Annotated in this window: 23 protein-coding genes; 5 read left to right on the plus strand and 18 right to left on the minus strand. The window is 70.8% G+C overall.

Annotated elements, in window-relative coordinates:
- The 13 genes from ACFYZJ_RS29280 to ACFYZJ_RS29340 form a co-directional block, all read right to left on the minus strand.
- Nucleotides 1-461, minus strand: a 461-nt coding sequence (locus tag ACFYZJ_RS29280; RefSeq protein ID WP_388572888.1) for a phosphoenolpyruvate carboxylase, incomplete at its 3' end; no start/stop codon positions are given.
- Between the two features lie 22 nt (nucleotides 462-483).
- The gene (locus tag ACFYZJ_RS29285; protein ID WP_388572890.1) at nucleotides 484-1,341 is read right to left on the minus strand and encodes a DUF6282 family protein; all 858 of its coding nucleotides are present in this window, start codon (nucleotides 1,339-1,341) and stop codon (nucleotides 484-486) included.
- A complete protein-coding gene (locus ACFYZJ_RS29290) occupies nucleotides 1,334-3,154 on the minus strand; it encodes an isocitrate/isopropylmalate family dehydrogenase (RefSeq protein ID WP_388572891.1) in 1,821 nt (606 codons plus the stop codon). Before ACFYZJ_RS29290 ends, ACFYZJ_RS29285 begins: the two co-directional genes overlap by 8 nt.
- Nucleotides 3,151-3,900: an alpha/beta fold hydrolase gene (locus ACFYZJ_RS29295; RefSeq protein ID WP_388572893.1), complete on the minus strand. Its 750-nt coding sequence runs from the start codon at nucleotides 3,898-3,900 to the stop codon at nucleotides 3,151-3,153. Before ACFYZJ_RS29295 ends, ACFYZJ_RS29290 begins: the two co-directional genes overlap by 4 nt.
- 17 nt (nucleotides 3,901-3,917) lie before the next feature.
- Nucleotides 3,918-4,850 carry a hypothetical protein gene (locus ACFYZJ_RS29300; protein WP_388572895.1) on the minus strand — a complete coding sequence of 311 codons (933 nt, stop codon included), beginning with the start codon at nucleotides 4,848-4,850 and terminating at the stop codon, nucleotides 3,918-3,920.
- 31 nt (nucleotides 4,851-4,881) lie between these two features.
- Nucleotides 4,882-6,315, minus strand: a complete 1,434-nt coding sequence (locus tag ACFYZJ_RS29305) for an FAD-binding protein (RefSeq protein WP_388572897.1) — start codon at nucleotides 6,313-6,315, stop codon at nucleotides 4,882-4,884.
- A 43-nt stretch (nucleotides 6,316-6,358) separates the two neighbouring features.
- Nucleotides 6,359-6,949 carry a YciI family protein gene (locus tag ACFYZJ_RS29310; RefSeq protein ID WP_388572899.1) on the minus strand — a complete coding sequence of 197 codons (591 nt, stop codon included), beginning with the start codon at nucleotides 6,947-6,949 and terminating at the stop codon, nucleotides 6,359-6,361.
- Nucleotides 6,950-7,050: 101 nt separating this feature from the next.
- Nucleotides 7,051-8,031 (minus strand): NAD(P)H-dependent flavin oxidoreductase, encoded by a 981-nt coding sequence (locus ACFYZJ_RS29315; RefSeq protein WP_388572901.1) that lies wholly within the window; start codon nucleotides 8,029-8,031, stop codon nucleotides 7,051-7,053.
- Between the two features lie 287 nt (nucleotides 8,032-8,318).
- Complete coding sequence (locus ACFYZJ_RS29320; protein WP_388573214.1) at nucleotides 8,319-9,323, minus strand: LysR family transcriptional regulator; 1,005 nt, start codon at nucleotides 9,321-9,323, stop codon at nucleotides 8,319-8,321.
- A gap of 129 nt (nucleotides 9,324-9,452) precedes the next feature.
- A complete protein-coding gene (locus ACFYZJ_RS29325; RefSeq protein WP_388572903.1) occupies nucleotides 9,453-10,115 on the minus strand; it encodes a TetR family transcriptional regulator in 663 nt (220 codons plus the stop codon).
- Nucleotides 10,116-10,137: 22 nt separating this feature from the next.
- Nucleotides 10,138-10,923: an HAD family hydrolase gene (locus tag ACFYZJ_RS29330; protein ID WP_388572905.1), complete on the minus strand. Its 786-nt coding sequence runs from the start codon at nucleotides 10,921-10,923 to the stop codon at nucleotides 10,138-10,140.
- The gene (locus ACFYZJ_RS29335; protein ID WP_388572907.1) at nucleotides 10,920-12,041 is read right to left on the minus strand and encodes an oxidoreductase; all 1,122 of its coding nucleotides are present in this window, start codon (nucleotides 12,039-12,041) and stop codon (nucleotides 10,920-10,922) included. The genes ACFYZJ_RS29330 and ACFYZJ_RS29335 overlap by 4 nt, the downstream gene beginning before the upstream one ends.
- On the minus strand, nucleotides 12,035-13,054 hold the full coding sequence (locus tag ACFYZJ_RS29340; RefSeq protein WP_388572908.1) for a ScbA/BarX family gamma-butyrolactone biosynthesis protein: 1,020 nt from the start codon (nucleotides 13,052-13,054) through the stop codon (nucleotides 12,035-12,037). The genes ACFYZJ_RS29335 and ACFYZJ_RS29340 overlap by 7 nt, the downstream gene beginning before the upstream one ends.
- Nucleotides 13,055-13,254: 200 nt before the next feature.
- Here ACFYZJ_RS29340 and ACFYZJ_RS29345 point away from each other — a divergent pair, with 200 nt between their 5' ends.
- Nucleotides 13,255-13,908, plus strand: a complete 654-nt coding sequence (locus ACFYZJ_RS29345; protein WP_388572909.1) for a ScbR family autoregulator-binding transcription factor — start codon at nucleotides 13,255-13,257, stop codon at nucleotides 13,906-13,908.
- 130 nt (nucleotides 13,909-14,038) lie between these two features.
- On the opposite strand, the gene ACFYZJ_RS29350 is transcribed toward ACFYZJ_RS29345, so the two are convergent.
- A complete protein-coding gene (locus ACFYZJ_RS29350) occupies nucleotides 14,039-15,283 on the minus strand; it encodes an MFS transporter (protein WP_388573216.1) in 1,245 nt (414 codons plus the stop codon).
- A 121-nt stretch (nucleotides 15,284-15,404) separates the two neighbouring features.
- Here ACFYZJ_RS29350 and ACFYZJ_RS29355 point away from each other — a divergent pair, with 121 nt between their 5' ends.
- Nucleotides 15,405-15,782 (plus strand): ArsR/SmtB family transcription factor, encoded by a 378-nt coding sequence (locus ACFYZJ_RS29355; RefSeq protein ID WP_388572911.1) that lies wholly within the window; start codon nucleotides 15,405-15,407, stop codon nucleotides 15,780-15,782.
- Between the two features lie 360 nt (nucleotides 15,783-16,142).
- Here the strand turns inward: ACFYZJ_RS29355 and ACFYZJ_RS29360 are convergent, their stop codons facing one another.
- Together ACFYZJ_RS29360 and ACFYZJ_RS29365 are read right to left on the minus strand one after the other, a co-directional pair.
- Entirely contained in the window at nucleotides 16,143-16,802 is a 660-nt protein-coding gene (locus ACFYZJ_RS29360) for an HAD-IA family hydrolase (protein WP_388572913.1), read from the minus strand.
- A 207-nt stretch (nucleotides 16,803-17,009) separates the two neighbouring features.
- Complete coding sequence (locus ACFYZJ_RS29365; RefSeq protein WP_388572915.1) at nucleotides 17,010-17,591, minus strand: TMEM165/GDT1 family protein; 582 nt, start codon at nucleotides 17,589-17,591, stop codon at nucleotides 17,010-17,012.
- 847 nt (nucleotides 17,592-18,438) lie between these two features.
- On the opposite strand from ACFYZJ_RS29365, the gene ACFYZJ_RS29370 reads away from it, so the two are divergent.
- Together ACFYZJ_RS29370 and ACFYZJ_RS29375 are read left to right on the plus strand one after the other, a co-directional pair.
- The gene (locus ACFYZJ_RS29370) at nucleotides 18,439-18,891 is read left to right on the plus strand and encodes a DoxX family protein (RefSeq protein ID WP_388572917.1); all 453 of its coding nucleotides are present in this window, start codon (nucleotides 18,439-18,441) and stop codon (nucleotides 18,889-18,891) included.
- Between the two features lie 194 nt (nucleotides 18,892-19,085).
- Entirely contained in the window at nucleotides 19,086-19,685 is a 600-nt protein-coding gene (locus ACFYZJ_RS29375) for a DedA family protein (RefSeq protein ID WP_388572919.1), read from the plus strand.
- Here ACFYZJ_RS29375 and ACFYZJ_RS29380 read toward each other — a convergent pair.
- Nucleotides 19,657-19,908, minus strand: a complete 252-nt coding sequence (locus tag ACFYZJ_RS29380; RefSeq protein WP_388573217.1) for a DUF2277 domain-containing protein — start codon at nucleotides 19,906-19,908, stop codon at nucleotides 19,657-19,659. The genes ACFYZJ_RS29375 and ACFYZJ_RS29380 overlap by 29 nt on opposite strands.
- A 320-nt stretch (nucleotides 19,909-20,228) precedes the next feature.
- Here ACFYZJ_RS29380 and ACFYZJ_RS29385 point away from each other — a divergent pair, with 320 nt between their 5' ends.
- Nucleotides 20,229-20,585, plus strand: coding sequence for a hypothetical protein (locus tag ACFYZJ_RS29385; protein ID WP_388572921.1), 357 nt, complete (start codon nucleotides 20,229-20,231; stop codon nucleotides 20,583-20,585).
- Nucleotides 20,586-20,951: 366 nt separating this feature from the next.
- Here ACFYZJ_RS29385 and ACFYZJ_RS29390 read toward each other — a convergent pair whose 3' ends face one another.
- Nucleotides 20,952-21,098, minus strand: a complete 147-nt coding sequence (locus ACFYZJ_RS29390) for a hypothetical protein (protein WP_388572923.1) — start codon at nucleotides 21,096-21,098, stop codon at nucleotides 20,952-20,954.
- Nucleotides 21,099-21,205: the final 107 nt, after the last annotated feature.

Below are 21,205 nucleotides of genomic sequence, written 5' to 3' on the forward strand. Positions count from 1 at the left end.
GGGGTTTCCAGGAGTGCGGCGATGCGCCGGAGCTTGTTGAGGACGGACCGGCGCGCGGCCTCGGTGGGGTGCGCCGTGAAGACGGGGCGCACGTTCAGACGCTCCATCGCGTGGGCGAGAACATCCGGAGAGTGGGCGGCCACCTCGCGTACCACTCGGGCGAGTGGCGACTCCTTCCGCTGCCGCTCGTCCCTCAGGTCCCGCGCGCGGTGCACCTGTTCGGCGATGTTCGCGAGGTGGAAGTAGGTGGAGAAGGCGCGCACCAGCTTGGCGGCGGTCTGAAGTTCGGTTCCGCGCAGCAGTTCCGCGGCGGCGTCGCCGTCCTCGCGGGTCAGCCTGCGGACCCTTTCGACCAGCTCCAGGAGCTCGGGGCCCTCCTGGCGGACGAGGGTCTCACCGAGCAGGTCGCCCAGTCGGCGGATGTCGGCGCGCAGGGCGTCGTTCACTACGGGGGCGTTCACGGTTCCTCCCTGGTGAAGAAGGTCAGGGCGACAGCAGTGCCGATGGATTGAGCCAGGTGATGGCGCGGACCTGTGACGCTGTCAGGTCTGCCTGGTCGAACCACGTCCGGCTGAGGCGAAGCCACTGCGCCGGGTCCGGCTGGTCCGGCTGCCCCAGGTCGGAGCTGAACACCACCCGCGGGTGGGCACGCACCAACTCGCCCAGGTGGACGGGGTCGCGATGCCCCAACAGCAGCATCAGTGCGGTGAGTTCGACGTACAGGTCCGGAAGGTCGGCCAACTGGGCCACGTCATCGGTCGTCAAGCCGGACATGGGGTGGGTGGCGTGGGTCAGCAGCAGTCGGGACAGTCCCAGACGCGTCGCCTCGTCGACCACCCGCAGCGTCTCCTCCCGGTCGCAGTGCCCGGTCGCCAGGACGACCGGCAGGTCCCTGGCCGCCCTGAGCACTTCCCGCACCGGGCGGCGCAGCCTGCCGCCGTCGTCCAGGACCCGTTCTCCCCGCCAGCGGTCGGCGTCCAGTAGCGGATGGAACGCCTCCCGGCGCAGCGCGGACCGGTGAGCGGGACCGACCAGGGTGGGAAGGTGGACCACCAGCCGGGCCGGGCTGTCCGGGCCATGCGCATAGACCGCCCGCTCCACCACCTGGGGGCACACGCCTCCCGCCAGGTTGTTGAGGACGACCGTGCCGGAGACGGGCAGGCCCTCCTGGCGGGCCTCCCAGGCGCGTGCCGCGGTGGAGCCCAGATGGCTCTTGACGACCACCCAGCCGTCGATCCCGGCGTAAGCGCGCCCGGCGCCGCCGGTGGTCAGACGACGCCGGTACAGGTCGGGTCCCGCGTGGTAATGGACGTCCACCACGCGCCGGGCGAGGTCAGGCATCGTCCGACGGGAGGGCCGGTCCCGCCCAGGGCCGGGCGTAGCCGAACGTGCTACGGGCCTCGTCCAGCCGCATCCCGCCCGCCGCGGCCTCGGCGATGGCCTCCTCGGTCCGCTCGACGCGTTCCGCGCGGTCGGCGACCTCCGCCGCGTACGCCGCGGGCACGACGAGGACGCCGTTGTCGTCGGCGACGACGACGTCCCCGGGATGTACGGTGACGTCGCCGATGGTGACATCCTGCCCGGTCGCCGCCAGCTCCACGCGGTTTTTGCCGCTCACCATCGTGCTCCCGGTGCTGAACAGGGGGTACCCGGCGGCCCGGATCTCGGCTATGTCACGCGCCGATCCATGCAGTGCGGTGCCTCGCACGCCGCGCCGCTGCGCGACGGATGTCAGCAGCGAACCCCAGTTGGTGCAGGTGGTGCTGCCCCCGTTGTCGACCACCACGAACGATCCGGCGGGAACGTCGTCCAGATAGTTCGCCGCATTGCGGAACCGGCGTTCGGTATGGTCCACCGGTCGGTAGGTCACCGTGAACGCCAGGCCGGCCGTGCGGGCTCCCGGCACGCGCGCGGTGATCCCGGCGAGCACACCGGGAATGCCGAGGCTGTCCAGCGCGTCGGAGACCGAGGCGGTGTCCAGCCGGGCCAGGCGATCCACCACGTCCATGGGCACCGTCGGCGTGGTGGCCGTCTCGGGCGTGTTCTTCCGTCGCCCGGCCAGCTCCTGGGCCACGGCCCGGGCCACCTGCCGGGTACCGGCGGTGCCGCCCAGGTCGTAGGTGACGATGCTGCGGGCGCGGGCGACCTCACGCACCGCGTGGCGCAGCTCGTCACTCGGTACGGCCAGGCCGAGGTGGTCCAGCATCTGGGCGATGGTGAGGAGCATCGCCATCGGGTTGGCCTTGTCCTGCCCCGCCATGCCAGGAGCGCTGCCGTGCACCGGCTCGAAGTAGCTGCCGTGGTCGCCGATGTTGCCGCTCGGCGCGAGGCCGAGTCCGCCCATGACCCCCGCACCGAGGTCGGAGAGGATGTCGCCGAACATGTTTTCGGCGACGAGTGTGCCGAACCGTTCCGGCCTGCGGACCATCCACAGGGCGACGGCGTCCACGTTGAGGATCTCGGTCTCGATGTCCGGGTACTCCTGGGCGATGAGTTCCAGGCGCTCCCGGAGGTGGTTGCTGCTGTTGCGCAGGACCATCGGCTTGTCCACAAGGGTGAGCCGGCGGTGGCCGTGGACCTCGGCGTAGGCGAACCCGAAGCGCAGCAGCCGGTCGATGCCGAACCGGGTCTGCAGGCGCAGTGTGACGCTCGTGGCCTCGGGGCCGGATGCCTGCGCGTTCGGGTGGTGGCGAACCGCGTCCCACAGCGCCTCGTCGAGGCCGTGGACGTCGATCCCGGCGTACAACCCCTCGGTGTTCTCGCGGATGACGGTGAAGTCGAACCGGCCCGCGTCCAGGTCGGTGACGGGCCGGATATTGGCGTACAGGCCCAGGCGTTGGCGGAGTTGTACGACCGGGGAGACGTACGTCAGCCCGGTGCCGCGCAGTGACGGGGTGAGTTCCGCCTCCGTCTCGCGCAGCGGCTTGCTGGTGATGGCGCCCAGCAGGCAGGTGTCGGTCTCCTCCAGGAGCTTCCAGGTGCGCTGGGGAACCGGGTCGCCCTCCTGCCGCCAGCACTCCCAGCCGATCTCCCCGAAGCGGAAGTCCAGCGGCAGGTCGAGTTTCTCGACGGCCTCGAGGGCGGCGGTGACGACCTCGGATCCGATGCCGTCACCCGGCAGTACGGCGACGCTCTTCCTCGGAATCGGCTTCATCTCAGTCCTTTCTCCCACAGGAATGCGTCCACCAGGGCGGAGACCACTGCGGGCTGTTCGGCGTGGGGGCGCATGCCGGCACGCGGGACGACATGCACCTGGTGGTGGGGGGCGGCAGCGGTGTGCCGCCGGGTGACCAGTTGGGAGTGGCTGCCGACGACCTGGAGCAGCGGGCCGTTGTGTGCCCGTACGGGCGCGGAGACGTCGAGCCCGCGCAGCAGGCGCATGCCGGCGGCCAGCCTCCGGCCCGCCGCCTGGTCGGCGTGAGGTGGGCAGTTTTCGTCGGCGGGCGGTGTGCCGTCGGGCAGGACCCGCCGGTGCAGCAGGGCGAGTGCGGCACCGGCGCGGCCCGCAGCGGCGAGGTCGGCGATCTGCCCGAGCCGTTCCTCCAGTACCGCGTCCGTGCGGGCAGGGCCGGAGACCAGCAGCACGGCCGTGGCCGGGTGGACGTCCGGGAGCAGGGCCTGGGCCACCGCACCGCCCAGCGCGTTCCCGCAGAGCAGATCCACCGGGCCGAAGGCCGGCAGCAGCGTGCGCCAGCGCCCGACGAAGGACGTCATCGAGTCCACCCCCTCGTCCCACAGGGAGAGCGTGTCGACCACGGTCACCCTCAGCCCGGCCCGGGTCAGGACCCGGATGACCGGGGCGAAGAACGCTCCCTCGTCCCAGGAGGGCGTGACGGGGGCGAAGACGACGGCGTGCGCCGTACCGACGGCGGCCCGGGGTCCGAAGACCGCGGTCGGCACGGCAGTTCCGGCGTGGGTCACCGGACGTCGGCGAGGGCACGCGCCGTGGCGATGGCCTCTCCGTGTCCGCCGAGCAGGTCCTTGCGGTGTTCCACGGACAGGTCGTAGCGGCCCAGCACCAGGTCGGGCAGCGGCAGCGAGGGGGTGCCCTCGGGGATGTTGGCGAGCAGCAGGTCCGCCAGCTCAAGGAGCGGGGCCAGGCTGAGCCGCGCGGCGGCCTCCGGGTCCGTCCGGTCGAGGTGGGCCAGCCACTGCTCGGCGATGAGGTTGCCCGGGCCCTTGCCCATTCCCTGGATCGACGAGTCCATCCAGGTGGCCCCGGCAGCGACAGCGCTGATGGCATTGGCCAGAGCGAGCCCGAGGTTGTTGTGGGCGTGCAGTCCGACCGGACGGCCGGTGACCGACCTGGTCAGGGTCGTGAGGTCGGTGGTGTCCACGGGGGAGAGACTGCCGTTTGAGTCGGCGAGGTAGATGAACTCGGCGCCGGCGTCCGTGGCGGCGGTCGCCACCTCGACCACGTCACGCCCCGGCCACTGGCTGATCCGGGCGAAGTTCACCCCCACCGTGAAACCGATGTCCTTGGCCTGGCGGATGTACTCCAGGCCGGTCTCGTAGCCCTTGGCGGGCAGAATGACGCGGACGAGCCGTGCCCCGGCCGCGTACATGGCGGGCAGGTCCTCGCGTGTGATGTTCTTCGGGTGCAGGATCATCGCCACCCGCTTGGGGCCGATCTCCCGGGCCATGGCGGCGATGTAGTCGTCGTCTCCGCGGCCGGTCGGTCCCAGGTTGGGTATCGGTGCGAACGAACCCTTGCGGTAGGCGATCTCTATCCAGTCGAAGCCCGCCTCGACACTCAGCTTCGCGTGCTTCAGGGCGTATTCCAGCGGGAAGTTGAAGCCGTTGCGGTAGCCTCCGTCGCGGAGGGTGACATCGATGTTGACGATACTCATGGGTCCTCCAGAAAGCTGACGTGTGGTCGGGTCAGGAGCTCTGGGCAGCGGCCGCGTGGTGCGCGGCGAGCCGGCCGAAGATCAGCGAGCGCAGCACGGACGTGGCCGGCGGATACGCGTGGTAGAAGAGGCCGGTGGCCTCACCGGCGGCGTACAGACCGGGGATGGCGGTGCCGGACGGGGTGACGACGCGGCCGTCGAGGTCGGTGCGGATGCCGCCGTAGGTGAAGCAGATGGCGGCGGTGACCGGGACACCGATGAACGGCGGGGTGTCCAGCGGGGTCGCCCAGTTCGACTTGGGCGGGGTGAGGCCGACGGTGCGCTTGCCGTCGAGCCGGGTCGGGTCGAACTCACCGGGGCCCACCGCCGCGTTGAACTCGGCGACGGTCTTCTCCAGCGCCTCGGCGTCGATCCCGAGCTTGTCGGCGAGCCCTCCCAGGGTTTCGGCCTGCTCCGGCGGTACGTCGCTGAGCAGCGCGTTCATGATCCCCGGGATGGCGAGGGTCTTGCCGTCGGCGATCCAGTACGCCTCCTGGCCCTGGTTCTTCCAGATCTCGTAGCCGATGTGCTCGAAGGTGTTGTCCCAGGTGTCCCGGCCTTCGTCGAAGAAGCGCTGCATACGGCCGTTGACGAAGATGCCGCAGGGGAAGCCGTACAGCACTGCATCGGCCTTCTGGGTGCGGCGGTCGACCGGCTCGGCGTGGATGCCGTCGAACTGGCCCGCCGTGTCCGCGCCGAGTTCCAGCGCCATGCGGAGTGCGTCGCCACGGTTGTTGGCGATGCCCGGCGCGATCAGCGGCAGGTCGCAGGCGCTGTCGCCGAGGTACCGGGTGAGCATCTCGGCGTTGCCCTCGAAACCTCCGCAGGCCAGTACGACCGCACGGCCGCCGAGCCGCTGGGTCCGGCCGTCGGGACCCCGGACCACGACGCCGTCCACGGTTCCGTCCTCGGTGGTGGTCAGCCGCAGCGCCTCCGTCTGGTACCGGATGTCGACCCGAGGGTCGTTCTCCAGGGCGGCGCCCAGGTGTTCGACGATGGACGCGCCGCCACCGCGGGGGCTCGCCGGCGGCGTCATGGACGGGGTACCGCCGTCGAAGGTGTGCGGCAGCGGGAAGTCCTCGAAGGCGATTTCCACGCCGTGCCGCTCGACGAAGGCCAGGGTCTGCGGGGACTCCCGTTCGACGGTGCGGCAGTACTCCACGTCGGCCAGGCCGCCCGAGACCCGGCTGACGTGTTCCGCCCAGTCGGTGTCCAGCTTCCGGTCCTGGTCGATCCTGAGGAAGGCCCCCGTCCAGCGGGTGGCGCCGCCACGGTCCTCCTTGGTGGAGCGCTCCAGTATCGCTATGCGGGAGGGCTGCTCCCACCGTTCGGTGGCTTCTGCGAAGGACAGGGCGGCCGAGAGACCGGCAGCGCCGAATCCGATGACGACGAGGTCGTACTGCGCCGATGCCAACGAGCCTGACATGGTTTCTCCTTCGGTGGTCATGGTGTGCGCGGGTGGCAGCGAGTCAGCGGTTGGGTGTGATGACCCGGCTCGTGCGGTACAGGCGGTACTTGGCGCCGCTCGTCGTCCGGGCGAAGTTTCCGTAGCGGCGGGTGAATTCCGGGTCGTCGAAGATGGCGTTGAAGCGCTTCTCGTCCGCCCAGGCCGCGATGTTGACCACGGCGTCACCGTCGACGCTGGTCAGCAGGCGGGAGCCGTGGAACCCGTCCGCGGTGGCGGCGACGTGCTCCACGGCCTTGGCCAGGGCATCCACGGTGGCGGGCGCGTCATCGGTGGTGGCCACGTTGATGAGCAGCACGCTGTCGTCCGGCTCGGCCGCGGTCACGACGCCGGGGCCGGCATTGCGGGCCTCGAACCCGATCCGCTCGTACGACGCGATGCCGAGCCGGTGCCAGGGGTCGCTCTCGATGAGGTCGCGCACGGTGGCCTCGTCGAGGTCGGCCGTGACGATGACGGCGCCGCCGTCGGGCCGGGGGCCGCTGAGCAGGATGCGCCCCCGGTCGGCGTGTTCGCGCAGCCAGGCCTTGTGTTCGGCCATGTGCGCGGTGACGGTCTCACGGGGCTTGAGGTAGGTGAGGGTCAGAACGTGGATCACGTGGGTCTCCGGTTGAGAGGGAGGGATCTGGACGGACGAATCCGGGCTTCGGGGCGCGGACTGTCCGGGAAATGGCGGGGGACGGCCGAGGCGCCACCGGGTCAGGTCGTGACGTTTCCCGGCAGGCGGCGCAGGATCGCCTCGGCCTCGGACACGGTGTCTCGTACGACGCTCGCCGCCGACGGGACGTCGTTGACCAAGTCGAGGACCTCACCGGCGAACAGGGCGCGCCGGCTGGTGTCGTCACGGGCGACCGCGGCCGTCCACTCGGGTTCGATCTCCGCCCGCCTCGCCGCCAGTTCCTCGTCGCGCCCGGTCCACTCGCGGGTGAAGGCGTTGCCGACCGACCGCGCCTGGTACACCTCGTCCCACGGGATGCCGCGGACCACGTCGAAGGCCCGGGTGTTGACGGTGTCGGCGGTGGACGCGGACACGAGCGAGGCCTTGAAGCCCGCCGTGCCCATCGACTCTTCCGTGACGGCGAAGCGGGTGCCCATCATGACGCCGTCCGCCCCCAGCGCCAGGGCAGCCGCCAGGCCCCGGCCGTCGGCGAAACCTCCGGCCGCCACCACCGGAACGGTGCCCTGGGTGATGTCGAGCACGGCCGGGACCAGGGGAAGGGTCGCCAGGTTCTTGTGGTGGCCACCGGCCTCGGCGCCCTGAGCCACGAGCACCGAGGCACCGGCCTGTACGGCGACGGCGGCCTGCTCGGGGTCGTGCACCTGCACCACCACGTGCGCCCCGCTCTCGGCCGCGGAGGCCACGTAGCGCCGCACCTGGTCGGCGTCGCCGAAGGAGAGGGCGATCACCGGAGGTGCGTAGCCGAGCACCTTGTCCCACAGGCCGGGCCGCTCGTCGAAGGTGAACATCACGCAGCCGACGCCCCAGACGCCGCCGCCCTGCGCGGCCTGGGCCACGTGCTCGTCGATGAAGGCGGCGTCGCCGTAACTGACGCCGACCAGGCCCAGCCCGCCCGCGCGGGTGACGGCGGTGGCGAGCCGCGCTCCGGACACGGAGCCCATCGGCGCACAGACGACGGGATGGTCGATTCCCAGCAGCTCTGTCAGCTTGGTCGAGATCACACTTCTCCCCTGATTCTCGGCACGGCAGATCCCGCGACACAATGTCGAAACAATTCCGGGTGCGCGCGCTGTCAATGCGATTTCAGCCCGCTTCGTCGACCGGGTACTCACCCGGCCTTGTTTCCGGTTCACGAGCCTAGTTTCCGGATCTGCGCGGCGTCCAAGACGGAAAGTGCGTGGCAGCCATAGGGCCCGCCCTATGGAAATGAGTGCGTTTCTGAAAACACAGATCGGCCCGGAGCCTGGGCTCCGGGCCGATTGAATACGGAACGCGGTGTCGCAGAAGGTCAGGTGAGGCAGAGCCAGCCGCGCTCAGCGGCCACCCGCCTCAGGACTCCGCCCGCACGGCTGCCGGTCAAAGCAGTCACCGCCAGCCGCTCACGCGGGGGCAGCCGGGTGGGCAACGGCCGCCAGACGAGCTGTGCGGTGCCTTGGACGGCACGCCGGGGACGCAGGGCCACGAGGTCGGTGGTGGTCTGCAACGCGTGGACGAACAGGGACTCCTGGTCTTGGTCGAAAGGATGGAGGATGGCTTTCCAGCCCTGCGCGGCGAGTTGGGCCGGCACCGTGTCCGCATAGCCCGGAGCGCACCCCTCGTCGTACCAGAGAAGCCTTTGGGTGGCCAGGTCCGCCCACGTCAGGGGGGTGCGCCCGGCCAGTGGGTGGTCGGCGTGCACGACAACGCCGAGCGGCTCGTCCCAGACCACGGCCCGGACGAGACCGGGAGCGGGGATGGGCAGTCGCACGATGCCGAAAGCGATTTCACCGTGGTTCAGCAGCTCCAGCTGGTCCGCCGCACCTATCGAACGCATACGCAGGCGAGGGCCTGTCTCGCCGGCGTCCTGCCCGGCCAGACCGCTCTGCACCTCCGCGAGGACGTCGGCCGGAACGCCCCCGCACACACCCACCGGCCAGACCCTGGGGGCCGGAGCGGCTGCCGCGATGGCGGAACGCAACTGACCCGGAATGCTCTGGATTTCCCGGAGAAACGCACGGCCGCCCGTTGTCAGTTCGACACCGCGAGAACTCCTGATGAACAGAGGTGCACCCACGCGCCGTTCCAGTCTTCTGATCTGCTGGCTCAGGCTGGGCTGCGAGATCCGCAATTCCTGGGCAGCCCCGGAAACAGTCCCGGCCCGAACCACGGTCAGGAAATACCGAAGGTGCCGCATGTCGAAGTCGTCGACATGCTCGGCGTGGGTGACGGCATGCCGCACACCGTCGCCGGTCGCACCGTCGAGGACCCGGTCACAGGCCGCCGTTCGTTCCAGGGTGATCGACTCATCCAGCACACTCAATCAACTTCCCTCCGTCAATAGTCGACGAGCGCCAGCTTTCGGACCTCACCGCGGGCCGAGAGGCCGGCCCGGGGAGCCGGGACGGATCCAGCATGACAGAAGATACCGTCTGGATGGTTTTTTTTACTGCCTCGCAACGGACTGCTCACTTTCGCCCGCCTGACTGTTGCCCGAATGGCCACCGGAGAGCGCGTCCAGCAAGAGCCGCCACACCGCCTCCCAGGCGGACCTGTCGGCGCATCCGGCAGGACCGAAGGACACGTGCAGGGCACCGTGCATCGCCACCAGCAGCAGCCGGGCGACGAGCTCGGGCGGATGAGGCGGCATGTCCCCCTCCTGCTGAGCCCGGCCGATGAGGTCGACGAGGTTGTGCCGGATGCGGTGGAACACGTCCGGCATCGTGTGCATAAGGTTCGGACAGTCGGTGGCCAGCCGGAGCGCCGCCCGCAGCCGCACGTCCTCCCGCAGGCGATGGGCGAGATCCAGGACGAGGGACTCGAGCGCCGTGCGGGCCGCGGTCCCCGGCACGTCCCGCGCCAGCAGCATCTCCTCCCACACTTCCTGAGAGCGCGTCAGCAGAGCGCCGGCCAGGGTCTCCTTGGAGGCGAAGTGGCCATAGAGGGCACCCTTCGTCATGCCGGTCCGTTCGGCCACCGCGTTGAGGGTGGCCTTGCTGTACCCCTGGACGGCGAACTCCTCGGCCGCGGCGTCGAGCACCCTCTCCCGGGTGCGCCGCGCCCTTTCCTGCTTGACCATGTCGATGCCCTCCGATCTTGACGAGGACATAAACATACCCTCGGGAAGGATTTCATCGAGGAAGGGAATCCGGCCGGACATCGGGGGTTCGTCCAGGCGGAAACGGCCGGTCGGCGCCGTTGTCACCCGGGCCGGGACGTCCGCTGATGACGGTCCAGCCGCACCGCTCGGCCTCCCCCACGAGGGCGCGGGAATCGCCCACCACCACCGGGTGCCCGACGCGGCGGAGCATGGCCAGGTCGCTTTCGTGGTCGCCGTATGCGAAACAGGCCGCGCCCGGCACCCCACGAGCGGACAGCACGGCCGTGACGGCGTCGGCCTTGGCCTGCCCGATCATCGGCCGGTCCACTTCCCCCGTCAGCAGGCCCTCGTCCGTCACGGCCTGTTCGGTGCACCACACCTCGTCGGCGCCGAGATCCTCCGCCACGGCCTCCACGAGGGGGCGCAGGGAGCCCGAGACCAGGACGACGTCGTGCCCGAGGAGACGGTGCCGTCGTAGGGCTTCGACACCGGCCGACACGAACGCGTACGGCCCTTGCCGATAGTTCTCGTACCAGCGGCGCGCCGCGGACCGCAGGGCGTGGATCGGTACTCCGGCGAAACGCCGGTAGTAATCCCGGTTGAGGGTGGCGCGGTCCACGCCTGCCCCCGGCACCGCATGAGCGTGGCCGGCGGAGGGGGTCCAGGTGCCCGAGGCCCTCCAGAAGGACCAGAAGTCGAGCATGCTCTTTGTGGCGATCAAGGTCTCGTCGACATCGAAGAAGGCGATGGAGCGGTGCAGGGGTGCGCTGTCCGCAGCCGCGGCTTCCGAGCCGAGTATCGGGGTCCCGCGGGTCACTCCGGATCACCCGCCGCCCCCGGCAGTACGGCCTCCGCGTACGCCCTGGCCGCCGCATCAGGATCCAGGGTGCCGTGGGCCGCCGCGGCTGTCGCGTCCCTCCAGGCCCGCTGGAGCGCGCTGTCCTGTGCCTGCCCCCTCATGCCGGAAGCGCGGAAGAGGGTGTCGACCGCCTCCCGGCACAACGCTGCCGCCATCGTCGCGTCCCTGCGGTTCTCGGCCACCGCAAGCGGAGTGATGTCCCCGTGGTCGGCGCGTCCGGCCGCGCCGTCGAGGAGCAGTCCGGCGGCGTGGACCTGTCCCGATGCCTGCGCCAGCACGCTGTGCGTCGCCGGGTGGGGAGGACGACCATCGGCCAGTTCCTCGGTCCAAGTGCGCAGGGCACCGCGAGCGGTGCCGAGGAGGGGTGCGGCGAAGATGAGCGCGGCGACCATGGGAAACGGCACCGTGTGGCAGCGGGCGGCATCGGCCAGGGGGCGCAGCAGGGCATCCAGTGTGAATGAACGGTGTTCCGGTACCCGCACCCCCCGGGCTGTCACCGTGTTGCTGCCCGTACCGCGCAGTCCCGAGGTGTGCCAGGTGTCGGTCACGGACAGCTCCGAGCGGGGAACCGCGAAGATCCTGTGCTCACGGCCCGCGTCGCCGTGCGTCCACGACGCCAGCAGGACCCAGTCCGCGTGTTCGACGCCGCTGGCCGGCCGCCATGCGCCGTCCAACCGCCATCCGCCGCCCTCTGCCACCGCGCTGCCCTGCGGCGGGACGACCGCGGCGGCGATCCGTACGTCCGGGCCGTTGCCCCAGATCTCACGCTGCCCGGCGATCGGGAGATAGGCGGCAAGCCGACCATGCGCGGCGTAGAGCGCGGCACACCAGGCCGTGGACGCGCATGCTTCCGCGACGGCCGCGGCACCGGCCACCAGAGGAGCGAACTCCCCGGCCGCCCCGCCCCAGCGGAGTGGCACGAAGTGACGCGGGAAGCCGGCGTGCGTGACGGCCGCAGCGACGTCGGGTGTCAGACTGCGCCGCAGTTCCGTCGCCAGGCAGTCGCGGCGCGCCACTTCCGTCAGTTCCCGGGTGGACGGCACCGAGGGGCGGGCCTGTCGTTCCGCGGTCAGCACGCGGCATCCCCGCGGAGGCCCGCGTCGTGGCCCACGGCGTACCCCATGCGTGCGTGCGCGAGCTCACGGTTTCCCTGGACGGCCCGCAGCAGCAGCACGTTCCCGCGGGCGGTCCCCTGGTCGTCGGCGGGTTCGGCCGTGAGGAACACCGGAAGGTCCAGCTCACCGAACGAACTGAACGTCACCGAGAGGGACTCCAGACGCCGCTGCGCGCCCAGCGGGTCCGGTCCGTGGTCGGCGACGGCCGCACGGGCCGCCTGCCGGAAGGCCTCCACAAGCGCCATCCCCGGTATGTGGTCCGACGGGTGGTCGAACAGGACGGGATGACCGTGATCCAGTCGCAGCCACCACCCCTCGAGCCGTTCCGCGTCGGCGGCCAGGAGGACGTCACGGTCGTACCGTTGCCCGACGCTCGCGGGTGGCAGGGCCACGATCCCGGCGTCGTCCAGGACGGGCACAGAGTCCCGGTCCACCGCCCCGCGCTTCCTGAGCACCGCGTAGCGACGGGCCTCCATCACGCTCCAGTGCACCCGGGCACGCCCGAGCGGGCGGTCCTCCGTGTGCACCACCACGTCCAGTCCCAGAGCGACCCGACCGCGTTCCTCCCGGCGTCGGCAGGACGCCTCCAGCCGGAGCGCCAGGGGCCCGGAAACCATGCCGGGCAGCGGCTCGTCGAGGTCCACGGCGAGCCCGCCCAGGACGAACGGGTGACCGTAGGGGACGCCGTGGAAGCGGTGCGACAGGTAAATGGCCGCCTGGCGGACCGTCTCGGCCAGCAGCACGGGATCGGACGCGTGGCCGCCCAGGTGCGCGAGGAAGTGGTCCCTGTGCCATGAGGCGGCTACGGCGAACCGCTCGTCACCCAGCCGCACGGCGTCCGACAAAAGCACCTCCCCGGCGGCCGACTTGTGCACCGACCGACGCGGCACCCGGCAGTCGAAACACAACCCCTCCCAGGCACGCGGACGGCCGATGCGGTGCACCGAAGCCGTTGACGGTGATATGACGTGCACGCTCTGACCCTCCCAAGTCGCAGTAGCGGGGGTGACCCGCTATCGTCCCGTCCCCAACGGAAAGCGACAGAGAGAAAGATACCTTCGGGAAGGTATTTTGCCGAGGCGTTTTTACGCCACCCTGGCCGAAGCAGGTCCGTTGCCTCCGGCCGCACAACCGCGTACGCACCAAGGCGCGCACAACCAGAAAGAGCCGAGCCATGCCAGAGCCGCACCCCGCCGTTTCGGCCTTCACCTCGAAGAACATCGTCACCAGAAGAGGACCCGCCCCCAAGCAGGACCGGTCCATCCGCACCAAGCTGCTGGTCCTGACAGCCGCGTCCGAACTGTTCGCCAAGCGCGGATTCCGCCACACCTCCATGCAGGCGGTGGCCGAACGCGTGCGCATGACCAAAGGCGCGGTCTACTTCCATTACCCGACGAAGGAGGCGCTCGCCGTGGCGGTGGTGGAGGAGCACTACGCGCGGTGGCCGAGGCTGCTGGAAGAGGTCACGGCGGAGGGCTTCGGACCACTGGACACAGTCGCGCACCTGCTCGAACGCGCCGCTCTCGCGTTCCGTGACGACGTGATCGTCCAGGCGGGCGCCCGCCTGCAGATCGAGCGTCCGCAGATAGACGCCGCGCTCCCCACGCCGTACGTCGACTGGACCGAGCTCCTGGCGTCCCTGCTCGCCTCGGCCCAGAAGGCGGGTGAGCTGCGGCACGGAGTCTCGCCCCAGGCGGCGGCACGGTCGCTGGTCTCCGCGTTCTTCGGCTGCCAGCACATCTCGGATGTGCTGCACGGCAGGACGGACGTCCTGGAGCGCTGGGCCGAGGTGAGCGACCTCCTCTTCCATGCCATCCGTGGGCGCTGACGCCGCCTCCCGTCGAAGCGTGTCCGTGCCCGCTCGACGTACGCCGCCCGCGCGCGACGGCGCACCACGGCGAGTGCCGTGGTGCGCGTCATGACTCCCGGCCAGAAAGGGACCGCCGCTCCCCATCGACTCACACGGGTTCCGGCACCCGGCGGCGACTGGCGAGAACCACGAGTCCGCCGACGACGGCCAGACCGAGCAGGGTGGTGGCGAACACGGTCGCCCCGGTGGTCAGGCCCACCGCGTCGCTGAGGTAGCCGGCGGACACCGGCAGCAGACCCGCGGGGATGTAACCGCCCACGTTCAGCGCCGCGTTGGCCTCGGCCAGTCGCTGCGCCGGCACGGTGGAGTTGAGCAGGGACAGGCCACCGAGCTGGCCCATGCCCTGGCCTGCGCCGGCCAGCAGCGCAGCCGCGATGAGGACCGGGACGGACGCGGTGTGCACGGCGGTGACGAGCGCGGTCATGCTGAGGGTGGTGCTGACCGCTCCGGCCACCAGGATGGTGCGCCGGCGCAGCTTCTGCACGGCGAACTGAACACCGGTGGCCGCGAGGAACATGACGAAGGCCATGGCTCCGGAGACGATCCTGCTCGTGGTGTCGAGCAGGCCGGCCAGCAGCGAGGGGCCGAGCGAAAGCACGAAGGACGTGGCCGTGATGCCCGGCGCGAACACCGCGATCCCCAGGGTCAGCTGCATACCGTTGCCGCGCGGGACTCCGGGAACGCGGATCCAGGCGCCCTTGGCCGGCGCGGTCGGGCGCCGGACGGGCATGCGCAGCACCGCGATCACGGCGGTGACCAGCAGAATCATCTCGACGATGAAGACGGTGACGGTCGGCGCGGGCAGCGTCTCGGACAGGACACCCGCGAGCAGCGGCCCGAGCCCGGCACCGAAGACCATGGCGCAGGAGGCGAGCAGGGCCGCGAGCCGCTTGCGCTCGGGACCTGCCACGTCGGTGACGGCGGCCATGCCGGCGGACACCACGGCCCCGACGGCGATGCCGGTGAACAGGCGAGCCACGATCAGTGCGATCACGCTGCCCGCGGTGGCGAAGATGAGGCAGGCGGCCAGGGCCAACCCCAGGGCGGGCAGCAGGACCGGCTTGCGGCCCAGACGGTCCGACACGACGCCGGAGACGAGCAGGGATCCGAGCAGTCCGACGATGTAGAAGGCGAAAACCACGGTCAGTGTGCCTTTGGTGAAGCCGATGTCGCGCTGCCACAGGACGTACAGCGGGGTCGCCGCGTTGGACAGGATGAACACCGCGGTCACCGGCCACGCCGCCAGCCACACCCACCAGGTGGGGGTTGCCGAGCCGCGCGCCTTCGCCCGCTCGCCCACCTGAGGGCGGTGCTGTTCCCCCACCGCCTTCATGGGCACCGTTCCACTCTCCGACATGGCCGCTCCTTCCGGCGAGCACAGTACGAGTTGAGTCGAACTTAGCATGCAGTACGATTGGAGTCGTACATAGGAACGGGGTTATGGAGAGTCGCTTATGCCTTCGACGGTGCGTGCGGTGCAGGCCATCAGGGTGCTGCCGGAGCCGCCCGATCTGCCCGAACCCCTGCCGGAACCGGCGCTGGAGGAACTCCGCCTGGAGACGGTGCTGGGTGCGCTGAGCGATCCGCTGCGCCTGTTCATCGTGCGCAAACTCCTCCTGGAGTCGGAGAAGTTCGACCATCCCTGCGGCTGGTTCGGCCTCGACCGCCCCAAGTCCTCCCTCACACACCACTTCAAGGCCCTGCGTGAGGCCGGCATCACCCGGCAGCGCCAGTACGGCCTGGAACGCCGCAGCCACGTCCGCGTCAACGACCTCAACACCCGTTTCCCGGGCCTGCTCGACCTCGTGGCGGCGTGGACACCGCAGTTTTGATGTGGCGCCCGCGCAGGCCGGGCGTCCCGGCACACCGGTGACACAATGGCTCAAGAGGTGACCGGCAGCGCCGGCCACCGCTCCGATGTGCGGCAACTGCGGCTGCCGCACAGTCGGCCTGCTCCGTGGAGCGGTACAGACCCCGGGGGCGGCGCCATCCAGGACCGCCGCCAGGTTCCCACTCCCGCCGTGTCTGCACGGCCGTGCGCCGATCCGGAGGGCGGGCAGGGGGCAGGGCACCCGGGCACAGCGCTCCCGCCGGGACCTGGGCGGGCCAGACCCCTGCGCAAACGCATGGGCTGCGAAGCTCAAACCCCCGGCCCCCAACCCGGAAACAGCCCGCCCGCGCGACGAGAACCGTCAGGCGATGTGGAGCCGTATCGTGCCGCCCCCGGCCGCCTCCACCCGCACCCCGGTCAGGTTCCGCACCAGCGCGTCCGGCCCGTGCAGCCCCGCGCGGGGGCCGACCCCCACCACCCGCATCCCCGCGGCGCGTCCCGCCGCGATACCCGCGCCCGAGTCCTCGAAGACCACGCAGTCCTGCGGGGCCACGCCCAGTTCCGCGGCCCCCTTCAGGAAGCCCTCGGGGTCCGGCTTGCTGGCGCCGACCGACTCGGCGGTGATCCGCACCGCGGGCAGCTCCAGGCCCGCCGCCGCCATCCGCGCGGTCGACAGGGCCACGTCTGCCGAGGTCACGAGCGCGTGCGGCAGCCCCCGCAGCGAGTGGAGGAACTCCCGCGCCCCGGGAATCGCCACGACCCCGTCCATGTCCGAGGTCTCCTCGGCGAGCATGCGCGCGTTGTCCGCCAGGTTCTGCTCCACGGGCCGGTCGGGCAGCAGCAGCGCCATCGACGCGTGACCCTGCCGTCCGTGCACCACCTTCATCACCTCGTCGCCGTCGAGCCCGTGCCGGTCGGCCCAACGGCGCCAGATCCGCTCCACGACGGCGTCGGAGTTGACGAGAGTGCCGTCCATGTCCAGCAGGAGGGCGCGGGCGGTGAGCACGGTGGTGGCCGTCATCGGCAGCTCCAAGACACGGCGGAGGGGGCCGTACGAGGGGCCCCGCGGGGACAAGGCGGCCCCGCCCGCCGGTCAGGGAAAGCGGGCGGGAGCCACTTTGTTTCTCCACGGTACAAAACCGCCCGGGATCCCGCCAGTGGTCCCACCAAGAGGTCATGAGCCGTTCGCCGCCCGGCCACCCTCGCCGGGCACCGCGGGCCCCCCGCGTCACCCGGCCACGGCCTCGTACAGGGTCCACACCCCGAGCGCCAGCATGACCAGCGCAGCGATCTTCGTGATCAGACCCAGCGGCACCCGCTTCATCAGCGCCTTGCCGCCCACGATGCCGAGCCCGGCGACCGCCCACAGCCCCAGCACCGCACCGAGGCCCACGGACAGCGGGTCGTCGTAGCGGGCCGCGAGGTTCGCCGTCATGATCTGGGTCAGGTCGCCGAACTCCGCGACCAGGATGAGCGTGAAGCCCGTCCCGGCCACCTTCCAGAAGGACTGGTCCTCCGGCTTGCGGATCTCCTCGTCGTCGTCCCCCTTCTTCAGCAGCAGCACCGCCGCACCGCCCAGGAACAGCACACCCGTCACCGCGTGCACGAGCCGCTGCGGCAGCAGGGTCAGCGCGCTGCCCGCGGCGACGGCGAGCACGACGTGCAGCAGGAAGGCGGCGGCGACGCCGGCGAAGACGTACGAGGCGCGGTACCGGGTGCCGAGGACGAGTCCGGCGAGGGCCGTCTTGTCCGGCAGCTCGGCCAGGAAGATGACGCCGAAGACGAGCGCCAGGACGGTGATGCTGATCAAGGTTCCTCAATCGGTCGGGGCCGCCCCGCCGAGAGTGCTGTGAACGCTGCGACACCTCGGCACGGCAGCACACGGATCGCCCGTGCCGCACGGCACGGGCATGCACTGCTTGCCGAAGGTCTCGCTGGCCGACCCCTCGTCGGGGTCCACCTCCGGGCGCCGGCTCAGCCGAGCTGAGCAGTATGTCGACGGTCCGGCGAAGAGCTACTCCCCTTCTGCGCCGCCCATCGTACGGGACGGGACAACCCGCGCCAAAGGGCGCCGGTCACACGGCCGGCTCCGCCGCACCCCCTTGTCATGTCGTGCATGCGTCACACTTCTTACCAAACACACACCTGTAGGCAACACGCCCCCGCGGGCATTCCCTCGCTCGTACCTCAATCTCTCCACGTGACAAGGAAGTTGGCATGTCAAGGTCTACGCGCGTCGACGCGTCAGCACGCTCGCCGCTCTTACCGAGCACCTGCCGCACCCGCGGCGGCAAGGTCGCCCCGAAGCACCACACCCCGCGCTTCATGAGAGGACACTGCAGAACTACCTCGCGAACTGCTGAACGACCTCGCGGGCACGGAGTCCTCGCGGGGCACCGGCGCCCCCAAAACCGCTGACGGGCGCCGGACACAAACGACAGGGGCGACTCGCGACAGTGCCGGAATCGCCCCTTTCCACGGGGACCTCGATGTCGAGGGGACGGGATCGCGACAGCATGCGATGCGGATCGGCCAACGACCAGATGTTGAACTTGCAAGCATTGATTAGGGCTGCCTAACCTGGGGCCTCACTCGGTTTCCGTCTCCCTGACCGGTCCGTTCACGGACCGCAACCAGACCGAAGGAGCTCCCCCCACATGACCGCACGCCTCAACAGCGCGCAGCCCTACGCCATCGGCCTGTTCCGCATCGTGGCCGGACTGCTCTTCGCCTGCCACGGCGCCGCCTCACTCTTCGGCGTCCTCGGCGGCGCGGCGGGCACCAAGGGCGGCACCGTCCCGACCGGGGCCTGGCCGTTCTGGTACGCCGCGGTGATCCAGCTGGTCGCCGGCGCCCTGGTCCTGGTCGGTCTCGGCACCCGCGGCGCCGCGTTCATGGCGTCCGGCTCGATGGCGTACGCGTACTTCGATGTGCACCAGCCCGACGCCCTGTGGCCGATCCAGAACGGGGGCGAGCTGTCGGTGCTGTTCTGCTGGGCGTTCCTGCTGCTGGTCTTCACCGGCTCCGGGGCGCTCGGCCTGGACCGCCTGTTCGCCTCCCGGTCGGCGGCCGGTGAGAAGGAACGGGCCTCGCATCCCGTCGCGGCCTGACCGAGTTCCGTACACGCCGACGGCGCCCGCTCACGGGCGCCGTCCGCTTGTGGCGGCGACCGTCTCAGTAGCCCCCGCCGCACCGTTTGTCACACCGGCCGCGTACTCTGTACGGCTGTCGAAGGCCACTCCTGCCGCTCCCCCGCGACATCGCGGCACGTGGTTGCCTCTGGGGAGTCGTACGGGGAGTTCCGGTGATGGAGAGTGTGGGGTCGCTGGCCGGGGGCCCCTGGATCTACCTCGTGGTGGCCGTGTCGGTCCTGCTGGACGTCTTCCTTCCGCTGCTGCCGAGCGGCGTACTCGTGATCACGGCGGCGACGGCGGCAGCCGCCGGTTCCGCCGTCGCGCGGAGACCGGACATCGTCGGGCTCACGCTGTGCGCGGCCACGGCCTCGGTCCTCGGCGACCTGGTGGCGTACCGCCTCGCCTGGCGCGGCGGTGAGCGCCTGGACCGCGCCATCGCCCGCTCCCGCCGTCTGACGCGCGCACAGGAACGCCTCGGTGCGGCACTCGCACGCGGCGGCGGTGCGCTGGTGATCGTCGCCCGCTTCGCGCCCGCGGGCCGCTCACTCGTCTCGCTCGGCGCGGGCGCGGCCCACCGCCGCGCCCGCGAGTTCCTGCCCTGGTCGGCGCTGGCGGGCATCGCCTGGGCCGTCTACAGCGTGGCCCTCGGCTACCTGGGCGCCCAGTGGCTGGGCGCGAGCTGGCTGGCGACCGGCGTCTCGATCACGGCCCTGTTCGCGGCGGGCGCGGGCGCGGCCCGCCTCATGCGCGGCCCGGCGTCGTCGAAGTAGCCTCCCGGGACCGCCCGCCGCGCACCTCGAGGCCGGCGAGCAGCTCCATGGTCGCCGCGGCGATCGCGTCCACCGCGTGTTCGAACACCTCGCGGTTGTGGGCGGCCGGGGCGCGGAACCCGGAGACCTTGCGCACGAACTGGAGCGCGGCGGCGCGGATCTCCTCCTCCGTGGCCTCTTCGGGCAGGGCGGGCGGGCGGAGCGTCTTGATGCTGCGGCACATGACTCCAGTGTGGCCTCCCGGCCCGCAGGGCGAGGAGGGTTCCAGGAGGGTTTCTGCGTCCACCGGCGTCAGGCCGCGTGGGTCCTGGCGGGCGGCTCCAGGGCCTCGTAGGCGCGGGAAGATCCGTTCGACGCTGTTCCGGTGCGTCTCGGGGTCGGCGTCGGCCATGGCGCCGGTGGCGAGCGTGACGTGGATGTCGCCGGGATGGCCGGAGAGGCAGCCGCACGGGGTCGCTCCTTGATCCACGGGACGGACGTCCGTTCGAGTGAACCGAGGGAACAGGGTCGCCCCTGAAAATCGAACAGGCGTAGCATTGCCCTGTGGCTGCGAGCTATGAGTTTCCGAGTGACCTCCTGGCCGGCCAGGAGGAGTTGCATCAGGTCCGGGCAGAGCTCCTGGCCCTGCTGAAGCGGCTGCCGTGGTCGGTGGAACCGCTGGACGGATTCAGCGACGACACCGGCTGGCGCAAGGTGGAGCGACCCGCCTCCCCGGGCTGGACCGAGGACGAACAGGCGGAGGTGGAAAAGCTCCGCCGACGCGAGCGGGAACTCGCGGTGTTCGTCTCGTGCCACCGCTTCTGGGACGAGGTGGCGGCCGAGGACAGGATGGACGCACGGACGCGTCTGAAGCATGTGCACGAGAACGAGAACGAGGGGAACGACGAGGAGCAGAAGTGAGGACGAAGGCCCCGGTCCCTGGAAGGCAAGTCCGCCCAGCGGCCGGGGCCTTCGCATGGCGGGGAGCACAGAGCGGTGGCGCGCGCCCGGCCACCATGAACCACGGCGTGGTGCGCGTCGCCCACGCGTTCCTGCCGCCGCTCCAGCGTTCCGCCGCCCCGGTGATGGTTGCCGGTCCCCATCGCGATCTTGCGAGACGATGCCACGTTGGCGGCTCATCCGGCGTCCACCGTTGAAGACCGCTACTGCGACGCCGTGCACGACCTGACCCGCTGGGCTTGATGCCCGTCCCGCACCACCACACCCGCCGTTTCCGCGGCGAGTTGTTCGGCCATCCGGTGCCAGATCCGTTCGGCGACGGCGAGTTCAAGGGCGCTCGCCCCGCACCTCCTCCAGCTGCTCGGCCAACTGCTCTTCCAGCTCGTCCAGTTCCGCGCGCCTCGCCGCAATCCGTTGGGCGATCCAGGACTCCGCCATGGAACCGGCTCGTGGGCGGCAACGGGCCGTCGCCACGGAAGAACCGGCAAAACCGCCCCGGCCGCACCGTCAGACGATCAAGACCGCGGACTCCCGTCCGCGACCAGCACGAGTATTCCGATCCAGCGTCACGCCAGCCCCTC

Source organism: Streptomyces sp. NPDC001848 (assembly GCF_042891915.1).
GTDB lineage: Bacteria > Actinomycetota > Actinomycetes > Streptomycetales > Streptomycetaceae > Streptomyces.

Excerpts from the sequence above, each read along its gene's own strand:
- ACFYZJ_RS29285 (WP_388572890.1), bottom strand. The coding sequence starts at position 1,341 with ATGCCTGACCTCGCCCGGCGCGTGGTGGACGTCCATTACCACGCGGGA.
- ACFYZJ_RS29290 (WP_388572891.1), bottom strand. The coding sequence starts at position 3,154 with ATGAAGCCGATTCCGAGGAAGAGCGTCGCCGTACTGCCGGGTGACGGC.
- ACFYZJ_RS29300 (WP_388572895.1), bottom strand. The coding sequence starts at position 4,850 with ATGAGTATCGTCAACATCGATGTCACCCTCCGCGACGGAGGCTACCGC.
- ACFYZJ_RS29305 (WP_388572897.1), bottom strand. The coding sequence starts at position 6,315 with ATGTCAGGCTCGTTGGCATCGGCGCAGTACGACCTCGTCGTCATCGGA.
- ACFYZJ_RS29325 (WP_388572903.1), bottom strand. The coding sequence starts at position 10,115 with ATGTCCTCGTCAAGATCGGAGGGCATCGACATGGTCAAGCAGGAAAGG.
- ACFYZJ_RS29345 (WP_388572909.1), top strand. The coding sequence starts at position 13,255 with ATGCCAGAGCCGCACCCCGCCGTTTCGGCCTTCACCTCGAAGAACATC.
- ACFYZJ_RS29350 (WP_388573216.1), bottom strand. The coding sequence starts at position 15,283 with ATGAAGGCGGTGGGGGAACAGCACCGCCCTCAGGTGGGCGAGCGGGCG.
- ACFYZJ_RS29355 (WP_388572911.1), top strand. The coding sequence starts at position 15,405 with ATGCCTTCGACGGTGCGTGCGGTGCAGGCCATCAGGGTGCTGCCGGAG.
- ACFYZJ_RS29360 (WP_388572913.1), bottom strand. The coding sequence starts at position 16,802 with ATGACGGCCACCACCGTGCTCACCGCCCGCGCCCTCCTGCTGGACATG.
- ACFYZJ_RS29370 (WP_388572917.1), top strand. The coding sequence starts at position 18,439 with ATGACCGCACGCCTCAACAGCGCGCAGCCCTACGCCATCGGCCTGTTC.
- ACFYZJ_RS29380 (WP_388573217.1), bottom strand. The coding sequence starts at position 19,908 with ATGTGCCGCAGCATCAAGACGCTCCGCCCGCCCGCCCTGCCCGAAGAG.